This window comes from Bacillus pfraonensis, assembly GCF_050768835.1.
Taxonomy (GTDB): Bacteria; Bacillota; Bacilli; order Bacillales; family Bacillaceae_G; genus Bacillus_A; species Bacillus_A pfraonensis.
On the sequence record NZ_JAHCDO010000013.1, the window covers coordinates 33,164 to 51,426 of the forward strand.

General features: G+C 36.5%; 16 protein-coding genes. 14 read left to right on the forward strand and 2 right to left on the reverse strand.

Going from position 1 to position 18,263, the window contains the following annotated elements; all coding sequences use genetic code 11:
- The first annotated feature begins 49 nt into the window (after nt 1-49).
- Together KFD70_RS13900 and KFD70_RS13905 are read left to right on the forward strand one after the other, a co-directional pair.
- On the forward strand, nt 50-841 hold the full coding sequence (locus KFD70_RS13900) for a patatin-like phospholipase family protein (RefSeq protein ID WP_336452078.1): 792 nt from the start codon (nt 50-52) through the stop codon (nt 839-841).
- Nucleotides 834-1,859: a SepM family pheromone-processing serine protease gene (locus tag KFD70_RS13905; protein WP_336452077.1), complete on the forward strand. Its 1,026-nt coding sequence runs from the start codon at nt 834-836 to the stop codon at nt 1,857-1,859. Before KFD70_RS13900 ends, KFD70_RS13905 begins: the two co-directional genes overlap by 8 nt.
- Before the next feature lie 120 nt (nt 1,860-1,979).
- Here KFD70_RS13905 and KFD70_RS13910 read toward each other — a convergent pair whose 3' ends face one another.
- Entirely contained in the window at nt 1,980-3,221 is a 1,242-nt protein-coding gene (locus KFD70_RS13910) for a nucleotidyltransferase (RefSeq protein ID WP_336452214.1), read from the reverse strand.
- A 153-nt stretch (nt 3,222-3,374) separates the two neighbouring features.
- Here KFD70_RS13910 and KFD70_RS13915 point away from each other — a divergent pair, with 153 nt between their 5' ends.
- The 3 genes from KFD70_RS13915 (at nt 3,375) to KFD70_RS13925 (ending at nt 4,833) form a co-directional block, all read left to right on the forward strand.
- On the forward strand, nt 3,375-3,875 hold the full coding sequence (locus KFD70_RS13915) for a YceD family protein (RefSeq protein WP_336452076.1): 501 nt from the start codon (nt 3,375-3,377) through the stop codon (nt 3,873-3,875).
- Between the two features lie 61 nt (nt 3,876-3,936).
- Nucleotides 3,937-4,110: a 50S ribosomal protein L32 gene (gene rpmF, locus KFD70_RS13920; protein ID WP_001984764.1), complete on the forward strand. Its 174-nt coding sequence runs from the start codon at nt 3,937-3,939 to the stop codon at nt 4,108-4,110.
- 201 nt (nt 4,111-4,311) lie between these two features.
- A complete protein-coding gene (locus tag KFD70_RS13925) occupies nt 4,312-4,833 on the forward strand; it encodes an RsfA family transcriptional regulator (protein ID WP_336452075.1) in 522 nt (173 codons plus the stop codon).
- Between the two features lie 28 nt (nt 4,834-4,861).
- On the opposite strand, the gene KFD70_RS13930 is transcribed toward KFD70_RS13925, so the two are convergent.
- On the reverse strand, nt 4,862-5,335 hold the full coding sequence (locus KFD70_RS13930; protein ID WP_336452074.1) for an N-acetyltransferase: 474 nt from the start codon (nt 5,333-5,335) through the stop codon (nt 4,862-4,864).
- A gap of 310 nt (nt 5,336-5,645) precedes the next feature.
- Between KFD70_RS13930 and KFD70_RS13935 the strand changes: the two genes are divergently transcribed.
- The 9 genes from KFD70_RS13935 to murD all read left to right on the forward strand — a co-directional run bounded on the left by KFD70_RS13935 (nt 5,646) and on the right by murD (nt 18,211).
- Entirely contained in the window at nt 5,646-6,527 is an 882-nt protein-coding gene (locus tag KFD70_RS13935) for a 2-dehydropantoate 2-reductase (protein WP_336452073.1), read from the forward strand.
- Between the two features lie 79 nt (nt 6,528-6,606).
- Nucleotides 6,607-8,223, forward strand: coding sequence for a bacillithiol biosynthesis cysteine-adding enzyme BshC (bshC, locus tag KFD70_RS13940; RefSeq protein WP_336452072.1), 1,617 nt, complete (start codon nt 6,607-6,609; stop codon nt 8,221-8,223).
- A gap of 371 nt (nt 8,224-8,594) precedes the next feature.
- Nucleotides 8,595-9,527 (forward strand): 16S rRNA (cytosine(1402)-N(4))-methyltransferase RsmH, encoded by a 933-nt coding sequence (rsmH, locus tag KFD70_RS13945; RefSeq protein WP_336452071.1) that lies wholly within the window; start codon nt 8,595-8,597, stop codon nt 9,525-9,527.
- Nucleotides 9,528-9,544: 17 nt separating this feature from the next.
- Nucleotides 9,545-9,907 (forward strand): cell division protein FtsL, encoded by a 363-nt coding sequence (gene ftsL, locus KFD70_RS13950; RefSeq protein ID WP_336452070.1) that lies wholly within the window; start codon nt 9,545-9,547, stop codon nt 9,905-9,907.
- A gap of 21 nt (nt 9,908-9,928) precedes the next feature.
- On the forward strand, nt 9,929-12,076 hold the full coding sequence (locus KFD70_RS13955; RefSeq protein WP_336452069.1) for a penicillin-binding transpeptidase domain-containing protein: 2,148 nt from the start codon (nt 9,929-9,931) through the stop codon (nt 12,074-12,076).
- 100 nt (nt 12,077-12,176) lie between these two features.
- A complete protein-coding gene (locus KFD70_RS13960) occupies nt 12,177-14,099 on the forward strand; it encodes a stage V sporulation protein D (RefSeq protein ID WP_336452068.1) in 1,923 nt (640 codons plus the stop codon).
- A gap of 286 nt (nt 14,100-14,385) precedes the next feature.
- Entirely contained in the window at nt 14,386-15,861 is a 1,476-nt protein-coding gene (locus KFD70_RS13965) for a UDP-N-acetylmuramoyl-L-alanyl-D-glutamate--2,6-diaminopimelate ligase (RefSeq protein WP_431613208.1), read from the forward strand.
- Nucleotides 15,862-15,883: 22 nt separating this feature from the next.
- Complete coding sequence (mraY, locus tag KFD70_RS13970) at nt 15,884-16,858, forward strand: phospho-N-acetylmuramoyl-pentapeptide-transferase (RefSeq protein WP_241815805.1); 975 nt, start codon at nt 15,884-15,886, stop codon at nt 16,856-16,858.
- The gene (gene murD, locus KFD70_RS13975; protein ID WP_336452066.1) at nt 16,859-18,211 is read left to right on the forward strand and encodes a UDP-N-acetylmuramoyl-L-alanine--D-glutamate ligase; all 1,353 of its coding nucleotides are present in this window, start codon (nt 16,859-16,861) and stop codon (nt 18,209-18,211) included.
- Nucleotides 18,212-18,263: the final 52 nt, after the last annotated feature.

The window sequence follows — 18,263 nt, forward strand, 5'->3', positions numbered from 1 at the left end:
AGACCATAAGTATGAAAAAGAGGATGAAAAAATTTTAAGGGTGAGGGAAATGAATGAACCGAAAATAGGCTTAGCTCTTGGATCTGGAGGCGCAAAAGGTTTTGCACATGTAGGAATTATTAAAGTGCTACGTGAAGCGAATATCTCTATCGATATGATTGCAGGAAGTAGCATGGGAGCGTTAATTGGGACATTTTATGCGGCGGGTTGTGACGTTGAGCGGCTCTATCGAATGGCGGCTGTATTTAAAAGAAAGTATTATTTGGATTTTACTGTACCCAAAATGGGATTTATTTCTGGAAAACGTGTAAAAGATATGATTAAAATGTTTACATATAATAAAAAAATAGAAGAGTTAGATATCCCAACTGCAGTTGTGGCCACTGACATTTTAAAGGGGGAAAAAGTTGTATTTACAAGCGGTCCTATTACTGATGCAGTGAGGGCGAGTATTTCTGTGCCAGGAGTGTTTGTACCAGAGAAAATAGACGGTCGCTTACTAGTAGATGGCGGGGTGATTGATCGTATCCCTGTATCCGTCGTCAAAGACTTGGGCGCTGATATTGTAATTGCTGTGGATGTATCTCCCATTAAGGTAAACGGAGAAGTCACATCTATTTACGATGTTATTATGCAGAGTATTGAAATTATGCAACATGAACTGGTTGTTAATCGGCAAATTGCTTCAGATTTAATGATGCGTCCAGCAGTAGAGCAGTTTAGTTCTCGTGCTTTTACCAATATTGAAGACATTATTCGAGTTGGAGAAGAAGAGGCTGAAAAACACATTCAGAAAATTTACTTATTAATTGAGCAGTGGAAGGAGAAAAATAATGTTTAAGCGTTTTCGGTTTCTCTATGCAATTTTAATTGGGGTTATATTGGCAATGTTACTTGTCTATGTACGCCTTCCATATTATATAACAAAGCCAGGCATGGCGGCAAAATTAGAACCCTATGTACAAGTTGATGGTGGAAAGAAAGAATCAGGTGATTTTATGCTCGTGACAGTTTCAATGGGGCCTGCAAATGTTATAAATTTAATAGCTGCCCAATTTAATAAATATAATCACATTTCTAAAGCAGAGGAAATTTTACAAAAAGGCGAGAGTGATGAGGAGTATCAGTTTCGCCAAGCGTATGCAATGAAAGAATCTCAAAATGCAGCAATTTATAATGCTTATAAACGTGCAAATCGTTCAGTTTCCTTTCAAGAGAAAGGAGTATTAGTTGCTGGGGTTGCTAAAAATATGTCCGCCGAAGGAAAATTAAAACTTGGGGATGTAATTATTGCTGTTGATGGTCAGCCTTTTGAAGCGATAGACCAATTTATTGCGCACATGGCAGGAAAAAAAGAAGGTGAAGTAGTAAATATTGAATATATTCGAGGGGAAAAGCATTTATCGGAAAAGTTAACACTAAAACAAATTCCTGATGGTAAGGGGCGTGTAGGAATTGGAGTTTCAATTGCTCCTTATAAAGAATTAGTAGTAGATCCAAAAGTGAAAATCGATTCACATGAAATTGGTGGTCCTTCAGCGGGATTAATGTTTACATTAGAAATTTATAATCAATTAATTGAAAAAGATATGACAAAAGGCCATGAAGTTGCTGGGACAGGAACGATTAATGAAAATGGAGAAATTGGTCCAATTGGGGGTATTCAACAAAAGGTTGTAGCAGCTAGTGATGCAGGTGCAGAAATATTCTTTGCTCCAAATGAAAAAGGGGCACCGAAATCGAATTATAAAGAAGCGCTTGAAGCAGCGAAAGATATTAAGACGAAGATGAAAATTGTACCAGTAGATACATTGGATGATGCGTTAACATATTTAGAAAAAATGTCAGAAAAAAAGTAAACCTCTCGCTACAGAGAGGTTTTTTTATACTATTCGCGGGAAGTAAGACCCCTACCTTAAAATTCCGTAAAAGAAGTTAGGCGGGAGAGTAATTGCCCGTAAAAACTCGATTGGTGAGGGCTAATTAAAGTTGTTCGTCGTTTCATCGTACCGAATAGGATGTTGCGTTATATCCTTTTGTATACATTTTGTGCGTGAAGGTTCTTGTAGCACTGAAAAATAAACAGCATTTGCCTTTCGATCTATATCTAGAGCTGGGTGCCTGAATGTCTTCGCATGAGTAAGAAGCGGGAGTCCCAGATTTTTTTTTTGTTTTGAAAGATAAGTTTGTCCTTTTTGTGACATACCAAGTAAACGGATATATGGTGAATGTTGTTCTATATGTGCCGCTTCCATTTCCTCTTTTGTTGTATTCGTTAAAATATGTGTACATGCTCTTTGTAATCTAGTCCATGTGTAACGTTTTGTTTTTAACGCTTCCATGAAAGTGAGAAATGAGGAGGCATTATGGATTTTTGATAAAATACGATGCTCCAATCCTTCCTCTATTTCATATATATGTTGTAATTCCTGAGAAGACATCGTAAGGAGTTTGTATTTGAAAAATGGGAAATAATTCTCCCAACAATGTAGCGTATGATATGTTTGTTTATAGCATTCTAAAAGAGATGCAGTATCATTTGATACAAATGGATAAATGGTCTTGAATGAATCATTGTTACGAAATAACTGTTTGCGAATGCTAGTTGCACTTGCGATATGATTATCTTGAAAGGTTTCGTCATGGTAATGGGAGGCGAACCTTTCGATGGTATGTGCATGAATTGAACTCTTTTGCGAAAGAATTGCTTCGATGTAATGTAAGCCTAATATATTATTTGGTTGGGACATATCAACAGTATTGGCATCCGATAAAATTTGTGAGAAGGCTTGAGATGTTGCTTTGGCATAGCTGTTTCCAGCATCCATAAATTGCTGCACAAGTTGATTGAAAGTATCATTTTCTTTTTGACGTAAAGAAATGGTGTTATAGAAATTTTGAACTTCTCCATCCTCACTGCCGAAGCAAATTTCAGAAACGCCAAGGGCATCTAAAATAGAAATGGCTCCGTTAGCAAATGTTTCGGCTTTTTGTGTTGCGAATGCATAAGGAAGCTCAACCACAAGATCTATACCACCAGCTAGAGCCATCTTGGTTCGATACCATTTTGATACGAGAGCTGGTTCGCCGCGTTGTAAAAAAGGTCCGCTCATGACAGCAATTGTAATGTCAGACTGTGTTAACTTTTTTGTTTGTTGCACATGATAAGCATGACCGTTATGAAAGGGGTTATATTCAACAATAATACCGCTTGCCTTTATGATAATCTCTCCTTTCGATGTAGCATCTTTTCTAAAAACATGATAATCTATATATTATTTCCTATAATGACTTCATTATAGTGTAAAGAAAAAACATTGACAAATATAAAATGGCTAGCTATAATTTTGTTTGTTGCCTTGAGGTGATATGATATGAAATGGTCCATCCATCAATTAAGCAAATTGAGACATAAAGGATTGACATTGGATGAGATGGTAGATGTAAGTGAGCTAAAAGAAGTCGAGAAAGAAATTCGCGAAATTAATCCTGTTCATGTAACAGGTAGAGTTGATTTTGGCTCCAGTAAGTTTACGTTTCATCTACATATAACTGGAAGCATGGTTTTACCATGTTCTCGCTCTTTAGTAGATGTAACATTACCATTTGACATTAAAACAACTGAGGTGTTCCAAACTTCAGTAGAAGAGTACGAAACGGAAGCGGAAATCCATTACTTAGAAGGAGAAGTACTTGACTTACTCCCTATAATCAAGGAAAATATACTTTTGGAGATTCCAATGCAAATTTTCAGTGATGATGTTTCCGGTGGAGCACCGACGCAAGGTCAAGACTGGCAAGTGATTTCGGAAGAAAGCAAAGAAAAGCCTGTTGATCCAAGGTTAGCAGGACTTGCGAAGTTTTTTGACAAATAATCGGAAGACTGGTTCAGGCCTTCATATGAAAATAACTATTTCTTTTAAGGAGGTGGGAAGAATGGCTGTACCTTTTAGAAGAACTTCTAAAACAGTAAAAAGAAAGCGTCGTACGCATTTCAAATTATCAGTACCTGGTATGGTAGAGTGCCCAAGCTGTGGTGAAGCGAAATTAGCTCACCGTGTATGTAAAGCATGCGGTACTTACAAAGGTAAAGAAGTAATCAGCAAGTAATTGCAGAAATAAACGCAGAAGATATTCTTCTGCGTTTATTTTTTGTTTTTTTCTGTTAGGAAGAAGAGATTTTTCATTATACCCCTCGAAAAATAATGGTGAAGTGAAAGGGGAGAAAAATATATTCTTTACATGTTCGTATTCTATCTTTTCTAGTAACTGCATATGTTTAATAAAAAATGCATAAGGAGGACTAGAGGGATGGCGACAACAAGACAAGATGCATGGACTGATGATGAAGATTTACTTCTGGCAGAAGTGGTGCTCCGGCATATTCGTGAAGGCGGAACGCAACTTTCCGCATTTAAAGAAGTAGGTAGACATTTATCCCGTACACCTGCGGCATGTGGATTTAGATGGAATTCTTACGTTAGAAAGCAATATAAAGAACGTATTGAAGAGGCGAAACAAATTCGTAAGGTAGAAAATTATGAAGTAAGACAACCGAAAGTGGCGAAGTGTTCTCCTGTATCGATTACATTAGAGGATGTCATTGCTTTTTTACAAAAATATAAAGGTGAAGAAGAAGTAAAAGAATCTCATCAAAAAATTGAGTTGTTACAAAAGGAAAAAGAACAGCTTCTTCAGCGATTAGCTGTATATGAAGAAGAGTATCGTACTTTGCTTGATTATATTGATCGAAAAAGAAGTGTGATGGTGCTAGAAACAAAAGGAAGAGATACAATTTATGAGCATGAAACATTAGAAAAGTTGAAAAAATAAAAACAGCTGAATAACAGCTGTTTTTATTTTATGCTGATTCTTCATTTGTAACCGCATTCAAATTAGTTTCTGGATGCCAAATATAAAATTCACCATCAGTCGTTGATACTTGCCTAAAATTTTGTTTATCCCAAAACGCAGCAGATTGAATGCGGGCTGTTGTTTTGATTGGAAATTGTAGCTGTTTTGCGTAGTTAACAAGCATTTGACCAAAACCTTGTTTTTGAAAGTTTGGTAATACTTCAAGCTTTGAAAGTTCTACGTAAGTTCCAGTAATCTCAAGATTTGATTCACCATGTCTCCTCATGTACAAGCTCATACGTGCGATAAGGGATCCACCGTAATAAATGCCGTAAAAAGGAGACTCGCTGCCGTTTTCAATAATATTTGCTTGTAATTCTTCAAACATGGAGAGTTCTTGAGCACCGCAGCCCTTAAATTTTTTAAATTCGTCTAATGTTTTATAATTGATGAGCAAACGCTCAACTTTTGGGAATGTCATTACATCACATCCTTTTCTCGTTTTGAAAAATAAAGAAAAGTATAAATATTTTCAATAATATTATAACTCATTTTTTCATTTTTATGAAGAAAATAGAATATTTCTTTCAGTATTTTTTTGAAGTGTTTGTTACACTAGTCATAGGAAGGCGATTTATACATATTTATGAAATGTACTTTCGATTGTTGAAATATAAATAAGATATAATCAATGTTAGGACAAGTATAGAGAGGAGGGAATCAGAAGGCTTCTAATTAATGGAAGAATATATTTCTTTTTAGTACTTGTTAGGAGCTTCTGAAGGAGAGAGATGAGAATTGGGATTGTTGGTCCGGGAGCGATTGGTCTGTTATTTGCCTTTTATTTAAAAAAGAACAAACAGGATGTTACATTATTTACAAGAACAGTAGAACAAGCTGAAAAGTTAATGCAGGAGGGGATAAGGTGTATTCGTAAGGGAGAAGTGGAAACGGTATTTATAAATGTTATGCCGTTAGAGAATATTGTAGACGAACAAATGGACTATACGTTCATTGCTGTTAAACAATATCATTTAGCGAATATACTTCCTTTCATAAAAGAACAAAGACGGATTATCTTTTTACAAAATGGGATGTCTCATCTGCATATCTTGCAAGAAATAAAGTGTAAAAATGTAGCGGTGGGGATTGTAGAGCATGGGGCAAAAAAAGAAAATGAATATACAGTGAAGCATACAGGGGTAGGGGTTACAAAATTTGGGGTAGTACATAGTGATTTGTCTCAATTTGGATCACTATTAGAATGTTTTTCTCTAAAATATTTTCGGGTGCAAGTAGAAGAAAATTGGAAACAGACGATGTGTTATAAACTTGTAATAAATGCCTGCATTAATCCGCTAACAGCTTTATTCGGTATACAAAATGGAGAATTGTTGTCGAATCCTTATTTTTATAAAGTTATGGAGCAAATATTTCAAGAGGTTGTGTTTCTTACAGGGGAGGGCGAAAAAGAAGAGCTGTGGCAATTGGTTTGTCGTGTATGTGAAACTACAGCCAATAATACATCTTCTATGTTAGCTGATGTAAGAGAGAATCGAGAGACGGAAGTTGATGCTATTATTGGTTATGCGATAGAAGAAGCGAGAAAACAACAAAAACAAGTTCCCACACTACAATTTTTATACAATTCAATAAAAGGATTAGCACTATAAGAGATATTCTTTGCTTTTACATCAAACATTGACTACAATTTGGATTGGTGAGAGAACAGGATAGGAAAGGAAGAATTATATGGAGATAAAAGAAATCTCTGTTCCACTACAAGGTGTTGTAGCGGACTATATGAAGGATAAAAAAGAAGTGCAGGCATACTTCGATTATCCGTTAACAGAAGATGGATTCGGACAACGTCTGCATGATTTGCGCAATAGGAAGTTTTTCCGTCAGGACTTAGTGGCACATTTATTAGAATATAATACGAATTTACATGCTGGAGAGCATACTCTTCGGAATATAGAGGCGCTAGCGGATGAAAATACATATGTTGTTGTTGGAGGACAACAGGCAGGGCTATTAACAGGACCTCTTTATACTGTGCATAAGATTATTTCGATTTTACAGCTTGCAAAAGAAAAAGAAGCAAGTTTAGGAGTCCGCGTCGTTCCAGTTTTTTGGATTGCTGGTGAAGACCACGATATCGATGAAATTAACCATGTGTTTGTAATGAAAAATAAAAAAATAAAAAAGACAATTTTTCATGATCGTTATCCGAAAAAGGCGAGCGCGTCTGAATCTGACATTTCGATAGAAGACTGTAGAAAGTGGCTGGAAGAAATTTTCAAGACATATCCAGAAACGAATTTTACAAAGGATGTATTACAGGTTGTTGAAAATGCTTTGCAGAATTCACGTACATATGTAGATTTCTTTGCGCATCTTATTATGAAATTATTTGTAGATTCAGGCTTGATTCTCGTTGATTCGCATCATCCAGCGTTAAGGAAATTGGAAGTCTCCTTTTTTAAACAAATACTAAGTCGATATAAAGAAGTGCAGATGAGTCTTCAAAAACAACAGCAATTAGTAAGGGAGCAAGGATATAAGCCAATTATTGAAACGAAACCAAATGCAGTGCACATATTTATGCAAATTGATGAAGAACGTGTGTTGTTAGAAGAAGAGAATGGGAAATTCGTTGGAAAAGATGGTACTTATTCGTTTTCGTATGAAGAATTGATAGCAGAAATGGAAAAAAATCCGGAACGGTTTAGCAATAATGTTGTAACAAGACCGCTTATGCAAGAATATATATTCCCGACATTAGCGTTTATTGGAGGACCTGGTGAAATTGCTTACTGGAGTGAATTACAGCAAGTATTTCATGTGTTTGGTTTTCGTGTGCCTCCTGTTGTTCCAAGACTTACAATTAGTTACATGGAACGCGGTATTTTAACAGATTTACATGATTTACAACTACAAGAGAGTGATCCGTTTGTAAATGACATAGGTATGCTACGTGAAGATTGGCTTTCTAACCGAATAGAAGAGCCAATTGATAGTCAGTTTGCAGAGGCGAAAGAGAAAATCGTAGAAATTCATACCTCTTTACAACAGTTTGTGAAAAAAATAGATCCTGGATTGCAGCAGTTTGCTGAGAAAAATGAATGGAAAATTAAAGAGCAAATGGAGTTGCTAGAAAGAACGTTAAAGCGGAATGTTGAGAAAAAACATGAAGTAGAGCTGAATAAATTCCGTCGTTTGCAATATGCGCTTCGCCCGTTAGGTGCTCCGCAAGAACGGGTATGGAATATATGTTATTATTTAAATCAGTTTGGATTAGACTTTGTTGAACGAGTGATGAAGCAATCCTACTCTTGGGACGGAAAACATCATATTATAAAACTATAAAATCTTGCTCTTAGGAGCAGGATTTTATTTTTGATTTGTGGAATTAACTGTAAAGTGTTTTTTTCTGAATTATCGAACGAATCAATCAGGAGTATGATATTGACAATGAAACGTGTGCATATGACAAAATAGAACAAAATGTAAACGTATTATTGTGCTTTTCGACATGTTTTTATTTAATTTCCCGCAAAAAATGATAAAATTTAGTATATAATAAAGTGAAACTGCGATTTGTGGCTATTAAAATTCCACTGACGCCAAGTTGGATGTGACATGTTTTCGGAGTATTAATTTCCTGGCACATTGTGAGGTTTATTAAAAGGAAAAAGGAGACATTCAACGTAATTATTTTGCAAAAAGTAGGTGCAACAATGTTTAAACACGTAACAGTTCTTTTACAAGAAACAGTAGATGGTTTGGATATAAAACCGAGCGGTACATATGTGGATTGTACGCTAGGTGGCGGGGGACATAGTTCTTATTTATTATCCCAACTAACGGAAGGGGGAAAATTAATTGCATTTGATCAAGATGAGATTGCGATTCAAAATGCAAAAGAAAAATTTTCTTCTTATGGTGATCAATTTGTAACAGTGAAGAGTAATTTTCGCTATTTATCAGAGAAATTACACGAATTAGGAATAACAGAAGTAGATGGCATTTTATTTGATTTAGGTGTTTCATCCCCACAATTAGATACACCAGAACGTGGTTTTAGTTATCATCATGATGCACCCTTAGATATGAGGATGGATCAAGATGCCTCATTAACGGCATATGATGTTGTGAACAACTGGTCATATGAACAACTCGTAAGAATCTTTTTCCAATATGGTGAAGAAAAATTCTCAAAGCAAATTGCAAGGAAAATTGAAGCATATCGTGAGAATAAAGCGATTGAAACAACAGGAGAGTTAGTGGAGTTAATTAAAGAAGGAATTCCTGCTCCAGCGCGTAGAACGGGTGGACATCCTGCAAAACGAGTATTCCAAGCGATTCGGATTGCTGTAAATGACGAATTGAAAGTGTTTGAAGAAGCGCTAGAATCTGCGATTGGGATGGTCAAGCCTGGCGGAAGAATTAGTGTTATAACGTTCCATTCGTTAGAAGATCGTATTTGTAAAACAACATTTAAACGAAATAGTTCAACGCCACAGCTTCCTCCAGGATTACCAATTATTCCGGATGAATTTAAGCCGAAATTAAAACTTATTACAAGAAAACCGATTTTACCTTCTGACGAAGAGTTAGAAGAAAATAATCGAGCTCGTTCTGCAAAGTTACGGATCGCTGAAAAACGATAAAAAAGGGAGAGAGAGGTATGACAAATTTAGCTGTAAAGTATAAACAACAACAAGTACAAGACCAAGTACAAACTCAAGTTCCACAGCCAAAAGCACAACCAAAGGTAAAAACAAAGATTACAAGAATTGAAAAAATATTGTATGTGGCTTTTGTTGGCTTTTTATTATACGCTTGTGTTGCTTTTATTGGAAATAAAGCGGGACTGTACCAAGTTGATGCGGAAGCAGCAAAAATAGAGAATTCAATTGTAAAACAACAAAAAACAAATCAAGAATTACAAGCTGAAGTGGAAAAGTTAAGCCGCTATGAGCGTATCGCAGAAATCGCAAAAAAACACGGGCTAGAAATTAATGCGAATAATGTGAAAGGTTTACATTAATATAGTAGGTGTGAAGAAAATATGAAGATGAATATGAACAAATTTCATACCAATAAAGGAGCAGGTTACTTTATGATATTTTTCCTCCTGCTCTTTTTGCTGTTGTTAGCCCGATTCTTTTATATTCAAGCAACAGGAACGGTACATGGTCAAGATTTAAAGAAACTTGCACAAGACAAGCACAATAAGAATGGCGTACTGGAAGCGAGTCGTGGAACGATTTATGATCAAAATGGACATGTGTTAGCGCAAGATGCGAATTCATACAAGCTTGTTGCGACATTAAAAGGTGCAAAACCTGTAAAAGATAAAGAGGATACCGCAAAAAAAATCGCAGGTGTACTTGGGCAAGGCGAAGATGAAATTTTAGCTGCTTTAAACAAAGATAAGAGTCAAGTAGAGTTCGGAACGATAGGAAAGAACTTGACGAAAGAGAAGAAAGATCAAATAGAGGCTCTTAATATACCAGGCATTTCATTTGTTACTGAAAAAGCTAGGGTGTATCCAAATGGCGATTTCGCATCTTACGTGTTAGGTCATGCAAAGCCTGATGATAAAGGAATTGCGAAGGGGTTTTTTGGATTAGAAAAGAGTTTAGATAAGTACTTACGTGCTTCGAATGGAAGTGTAGCGTATACAGGAGATCGTAAGGGTGTTTCTCTCGATGGTGGAAAACAAAGTGTAAAGCCACCGAAAAATGGACAAAATGTGTATTTAACAATTGATCAACGAATTCAAGGTTTTTTAGAAGAGGCAATGAAAGCAGCTGATCAGCACTATGAACCTTCTATGCTAATTGGAGTGGTTGCAGATCCAAAAACAGGAAAAGTACTAGGGATGTCCAGTCGACCTAGCTATGATCCGAATAAGCGCGATATTGAATACTTTTTAAATGATCCAATTGCAAATGCATATGAACCAGGGTCTACGATGAAAATATTTACATTAGCTGCAGCGATTAATGAAGGTGTATATAATGGCCAAGAATATTACCAGTCAGGTACGTATCCCGTTGGAAATCGTAAAATAAAAGACCATAATGGTGGTGCAGGTTGGGGATCTATTACATTTGATGAAGGCGTTGAGCGCTCTTCTAACGTTGCGTTTGCCATTTTAGGAGATCAAAAACTGGGTGCAGATCGTTTCCGACAATATATTCATAAGTTTGGACTAGATGAAAAAACTGGTATTGACTTACCTGGTGAAGGTGAAAATACAATTATATTTGACCAGCAGATTCAACAGGTAACAACTGCATTTGGGCAAGGATCAACTGTAACGCCGATACAGCTTGTGCAAGCTGCAACTGCAATTGCGAATGATGGAAAAATGATGAAACCGTATGCCATTGATCGAATTGTAGATCCAATAACGAATAAAGTGGAGTTACAACACAAACCAGAAGAGGTAGGCAAGCCGGTTTCAAAAGAAACAGCAGCGCAAGTAAGACAATTATTAGAACAAGTTGTTACATCACCAAAAGGCACGGGGAATGCGTATAAAATTGATGGATACTCTGTTGGTGGTAAAACAGGGACAGCGCAAATTCCGGATGGAAAAGGTGGATATATGACAGGAAGAGAAAATTATATTTTCTCATTCCTTGGTATGGCACCAATGGATGATCCACAGTTAATTGTTTACTTTGCAATTAAGCAACCGAAATTAAAAGACAATGAATACGGAGCACAACCTCTTGCAGAAATGTTCAAATCTGTAACGAAAAATAGCTTAGAGTATTTAAAAATTAAACCGAATGAAGTGAAAGATCCGAAGAAATATGTGAAAGAGCAGCAGACGGTTGTACCAGATGTAACTGGAAAAACAATGGAAGAAGCGAAGGCGACATTAGAAAAATCTAAATTCCGTCCGATTATACTAGGTCAAGGAAAAGTAAAACAACAGGTACCAAAAGCGACTGAAAAAACATTGAAGGGCGATCGAATCTTCTTAGTAGGAGAGAAACCGTTGATGCCAAATGTACAAGGATGGGCACTTCGTGATGTAATGAATCTAGCAAAAACGTTAAATCTTAATTTGAAACCATCTGGTACTGGATATGTGACAGAACAAAGCGTGGCGGAAGGAACGCCGTTACAAGCAGGTACGGAATTAGCTGTAACACTTGTACCACCGCTTGAACCACAGCAAGAGGCTGAAACACCATAATGTTTTAAGTGTATATAATACAAGAAGTGCAAGAGGTTCTATCTGAACAGATACAAGCATATATTGGAACAAGCTAGGCGTAAAGGAGGCTTGTTCCAATATGCGTGTATCAAATGTAACAGTTAGAAAACGACTCATTTTTATACTGATATCAGGTATACTCATTTTTACAATTATTGATATTCGTCTTGGATATGTACAGTTTTTTCTTGGGAATATGTTAACAGATCGTGCGAAGGATTCTTGGAGTCGTAATATTACTTTCGAACCTGAACGAGGAAAGATTTTAGATCGAAATGGTGTGGAGCTTGCAACGAATAAAAGTGCACCAACTGTCTTTGTTGTACCAAGACAAATTGAAAAACCAGCAGAGACTGCAGAGAGGTTAGCTGCAGTTTTAGGTGTGCAAAAAGAGGAAATTTATAAACGGATTACAAAAAAAGAGTCTATTGTAAGATTGGATAAAGGTGGAAGGAAAATTTCTCATGATAAAGCAAAGGAAGTGCGTGCTTTAAGTTTAAAAGGTGTTTATATTGCTGAAGATTCTATTCGGTACTATCCTTTTGGAAAATATTTATCGCATGTACTAGGCTTTGCTGGTAGTGATAACCAAGGGCTTATGGGACTCGAGGCATATTATGATAAAGAGCTAAATGGTGATAAAGGCCATGTGCGCTTTTTTGCAGATGCGAAAGGACAAAGAATGCCGAATGTTGGAGATGATTTCAAAAAACCAGAGGCCGGTTTAGATTTGAAATTAACGATTGACTCTCGAATCAATACGATTATAGAGAGGGAAATGAATATCGCAGATTCTACGTATAACCCAGATGGTATGATAGCAATCGCGATGAACCCGAAAAATGGTGAGATTTTAGGGATGTCGAGTCGGCCAAGTTTTGATCCAGCAGATTTTCAGAGTGTTTCACCAGAAGTATTTAATCGAAACTTACCTGTATGGAGTACATATGAGCCGGGATCCACTTTTAAAATCATTACATTAGCCGCTGCCTTAAATGAAAAATTAGTAGACTTAGAGAAAGATACGTTTTATGATGATGGAGCAGCTGAAGTTGGGGGAGCTAGGCTACGGTGCTGGAAAGCCGGTGGTCATGGCAGTCAAACATTTTTAGAAGTTGTTCAAAATTCTTGTAACCCAGGTTTTATTGAGCTTGGAGACCGGCTTGGGAAGGAAAAGTTATTCCAATACATTCATGATTTTGGTTTTGGGCAAAAAACAGGAATTGATTTGCAAGGAGAAGGAAAAGGGATTTTATTTAACTTAGATAAGGTTGGCCCTGTTGAACAAGCAACCACTTCTTTTGGGCAAGGGGTTTCTGTTACACCAATTCAACAAGTCGCTGCGGTAGCAGCAGCAGTAAATGGTGGGACATTATACCAGCCTTATATTGCGAAAGAGTTTGTTGATCCATTGAATAATCAAGTTGTAAGAAAGAAAACACCAGTTGCAAAAAAGAAGGTTATTTCCAAGGAAACATCAGAAAAAGTTCGCTATGCGTTAGAAAATGTTGTAGCGAAAGGTTCTGGTAAAAAGGCGTACGTTGATGGTTATCGTGTTGGTGGAAAGACGGGAACCGCTCAAAAGGTAAAAGACGGGAAATACTTGGACAATAACTATATTGTATCTTTTATTGGATTTGCTCCAGCAGATGACCCGCAAATCGTTGTGTATGTTGCGGTTGATAATCCAAAAGGAATTACGCAATTTGGTGGTGTTGTTGCTGCGCCAATTGTAGGGAATATTCTTCGTGATGTGCTTCCTGTTATGGGAGTAGAGCCGCGTAAGGAGCAAGTTGAAAAGGAATATAAATGGGGAGATACAGATACACCTACAATAGAAGTTCCAGATTTAATTGGGATGAAGAAGAAAGAATTACAAACGCAACTTGTAGACTTGCAGCTGGATGTAAGTGGTGAAGGCGATAAAGTAATTAAACAATCACCAGAAGCTGGTGCCAAAGTAAAAGAAGGTTCAAAAATTAGAATTTACTTCGGTAATTAAAAGTCAGAGATTGTGTTTTATGATACAATTGGTGGAAGTTGAGTTAATATAAATATCTGTTTTCATAGAAATTTATTTTCTATGAAAACAGAGTATATTGCTCTCGAATATAAGAGATAGAGTGAAAAATTTATCAGTGGGCTATTATACGCCATACTGATAAAAGAGTCTGATTTTCTAGGGCTCTTAGGAAATGCTTCCTTTCTCAATTTTTAACGAATGAAGGATGGGAAGAACTACTTATTAAGTAAGAGATAAATAAACAATGTAGAGAGGGTTTAGTGAAATGAAGTTGCACACACTTGTATCATGTTTGCATGATTTTCCAGTTGTTCCAAAAGAAAATCCAGAAATTACATCCATTGAAGCAGATTCACGAAAAGTGACAAATGGAAGCTTATTTGTATGTATGAAAGGGTATACGGTTGATAGCCATGATTTTGCTAAGCAAGCAGCCGCGCAAGGTGCGGCTGCTATTGTTGCGGAAAGACCGATTGATGTTGACGTTCCAGTTGTACTTGTGAAAAATACCTATCGTTCTTTAGCGGTTTTAGCTGATTACTTTTACGGACAGCCAACGCATAAGTTACATTTGATTGGAATTACAGGTACAAATGGAAAGACAACAACGTCGCATATTATGGATGAAATTATGCGAGCACATGGTCATAAAACAGGGCTAATTGGAACAATTAATATGAAAATCGGTGATGAAACATTCGAGGTGAAAAATACAACGCCAGATGCACTGACACTTCAGCAAACGTTTCACCGTATGGTTGAGCAAAATGTAAATAGCGCAGTAATGGAAGTTTCTTCACACGCATTAGATCTTGGCCGTGTACATGGCTGTGATTATGATGTGGCCGTATTTACAAATTTAACGCAAGATCATTTAGATTATCATAAAACGATGGAAGAATATAAACATGCTAAAGGTTTGCTGTTTGCTCAGCTTGGTAATAGCTATCATCATGGTCGTGAAAAGTACGCAGTGTTAAATAATGACGATCCAGTAGCAGAAGAGTATATGAGAAGTACTGCGGCTACAGTTATTACGTATGGAATTGATACACATAGTGATATTATGGCAAAAGATATTGTGATGACGAGCGGTGGAACAACATTTACTCTTGTTACGCCAAGTGAGAGTAGAGATATTACGATGAAGTTAATTGGAAAGTTTAACGTATACAATGTTTTAGCGGCGATAGCAGCGGGTCTTGTTTCGGGTGTATCTCTACAAACAATTATTGATGTTGTGAAAAAATTAACTGGAGTTCCAGGACGTTTTGAAGTTGTGGATGGCGGTCAGGATTATACAGTCATTGTTGATTATGCACATACACCAGATAGCTTAGAAAATGTATTAACTACGGCAAAACAATTTGCGAAAGGGAATGTGTACTGTATTGTTGGTTGTGGCGGTGATCGTGATCGGACGAAAAGGCCAATTATGGCGGGTGTCGCTACAGAATACGCAACACATGCAATCTTGACTTCAGATAATCCGAGGAGTGAAGATCCAAAAGCAATTTTAGATGATATGTTAACAGGTGCAAAAGGAAATAATTATGAAGTAATTGTTGATCGAAAAGAAGCGATTTTCCATGCAGTTTCAGAGGCGAAAGCAGAAGATATTATTATCATTGCTGGAAAAGGGCATGAAACGTACCAAATTATTGGCAAAGAAGTACATCATTTTGACGATCGTGAAATTGCAAAAGAGGCAATCACTGAACGTTTAAACAACAAAGAGTAACAACATGAGAGGGGGACTACATGTGCTTGAACAAGGTTTATTAGTAACGGCTGGGGTAGCTTTCTTAATTTCAGTTGCCCTTTCGCCATTGTTTATTCCATTTTTACGTAAGTTAAAGTTTGGGCAGAGTATTCGTGATGAAGGACCGAAATCACATCAAAAGAAATCAGGAACACCAACGATGGGTGGTATTGTCATTTATGTATCTATGATGGTGACAACACTTATTATGGCAATTAAATTTAAACATTTAGGTGCGGAAGTATCATTATTGTTATTAGTTACATTTGGCTATGGATTGATTGGCTTTTTAGATGACTATATAAAAGTTGTTAAAAAAAGAAATCTTGGTTTAACATCAAAACAAAAATTAATCGGTCAGTTAGTTATTGCAATTGCATTTTTTGTAATCGCAAAAGGACAGGGATTTGATACAAATTTAATGATTCCAGGAACCGATATTAAATTTGATCTACACTGGGCGTATTTTATTCTTGTACTGTTTATGCTTATTGGTGGATCAAATGCAGTCAATTTAACGGATGGTCTAGATGGATTATTATCAGGAACAGCTGCAATTGCATTTGGAGCATTTGGTATTATTGCAGTTGCGCAAAATCAGTATGCAGTAGCGATTTTCTGTATGGCGGTTGTTGGAGCGGTACTTGGATTTTTAGTATTTAATGCAAATCCAGCTAAGGTGTTTATGGGAGATACAGGCTCTCTTGCTTTAGGTGGTGCAATAGCTGCTGTAGCCATTTTATTAAAACAAGAACTATTACTTGTTGTAATTGGCGGCGTATTTGTAATGGAAACATTATCTGTTATTATTCAAGTTATTTCATTTAAAACGACAGGGAAACGTGTCTTTAAAATGAGTCCACTGCATCATCATTACGAATTATGTGGTTGGTCAGAATGGCGTGTTGTTGTAACATTCTGGTCTGTAGGATTTTTATTGGCAGTATTAGGAATTTATATCGGGGTGTGGATGTAATTGAAAACTGTAACTGATTATCAAAATAAAAATATTCTTGTATTAGGTATTGCGAAAAGTGGCTATGCAGCAGCAACTTTGCTAAAAAGCTTAGGTGCAAATGTAATTGTAAATGACGGAAAACCTTTAGCTGAAAATGTATTAGCTGCAGAATTGCAAGCAAAGGGAATGGATGTTGTATGCGGTGGTCATCCAATAGAATTGTTAGAAAGAAATATTTCACTTGTTGTAAAAAATCCAGGGATTCCGTATTCTAATCCACTACTTGTTGCAGCGAAAGAAAAACAAATTCCGATTGTAACAGAAGTAGAACTCGCGTATCGTATTTCAGAGGCCCCATTTGTTGGGATTACAGGATCTAATGGTAAAACAACAACAACAATGCTAACATTTGAAATGCTGAAAGAAGGGCAGAAACATCCTGTTATTGCTGGAAACATAGGTACGGTAGCATGTGAGGTTGCGCAGGCGGCGAAAGAAAATGAAGTAGTTGTTACAGAACTTTCATCATTCCAGTTAATGGGAGTGGACACATTCCAACCCAAAATTGCAGCATTTTTAAATTTATTTGAAGCGCATTTAGATTATCATGGCACAAAGAAAGAGTATGGTTTAGCGAAAGCGAATATTTTTAAAAACCAAACTGAAGCAGATTACAGTGTAATGAATGCTGATGATGCAGATGTAATGGCCTTATCAGCAAATAGTAAAGGACAAAAAATATTATTTTCAGCCACGAAAGTAATTGAAGATGGTGCATGTATAAAAGATAGTGCTCTTTATTTTAAGGGTGAGAAAGTTGTTGAAATCAAGGACATCGTTTTACCAGGTAAACATAACTTAGAAAACATTTTAGCAGCAATGAGCATTGCAAAATTACTAGGTGTAGCAAATGAGGCTATTGTTACTGTATTAAAACGATTTACGGGTGTAAAGCATCGTCTAGAGTATGTAACAACGATTAACAATCGTAAGTTTTATAATGATTCCAAAGCAACGAACATGTTAGCGACGGAAAAAGCTTTATCAGCATTCGCGCAGCCTGTTATTTTACTAGCAGGTGGGCTTGATCGAGGAAATGAATTTGATGATTTAATTCCATATTTTGAACATGTAAAAGCAATTGTGACATATGGACAAACTGCACCAAAATTAGTAAAGGCAGCGGAAAAAGCAGGATTAGATATGATTGAAACTGTCGATAATTTAGAAGAGGCAGTAGAACGAGCATATGCTCTTTCAGCAGATGGAGATGTAATTCTTCTTTCACCAGCATGTGCGAGCTGGGATCAATTTAAAACATTTGAAGAAAGAGGAGACATTTTTATACAAGCTGTGCATAAACTTATATAAAGTAAACAAAACATCAGTAGGCTAACACCTACTGATGTTTTGTTACATAGAA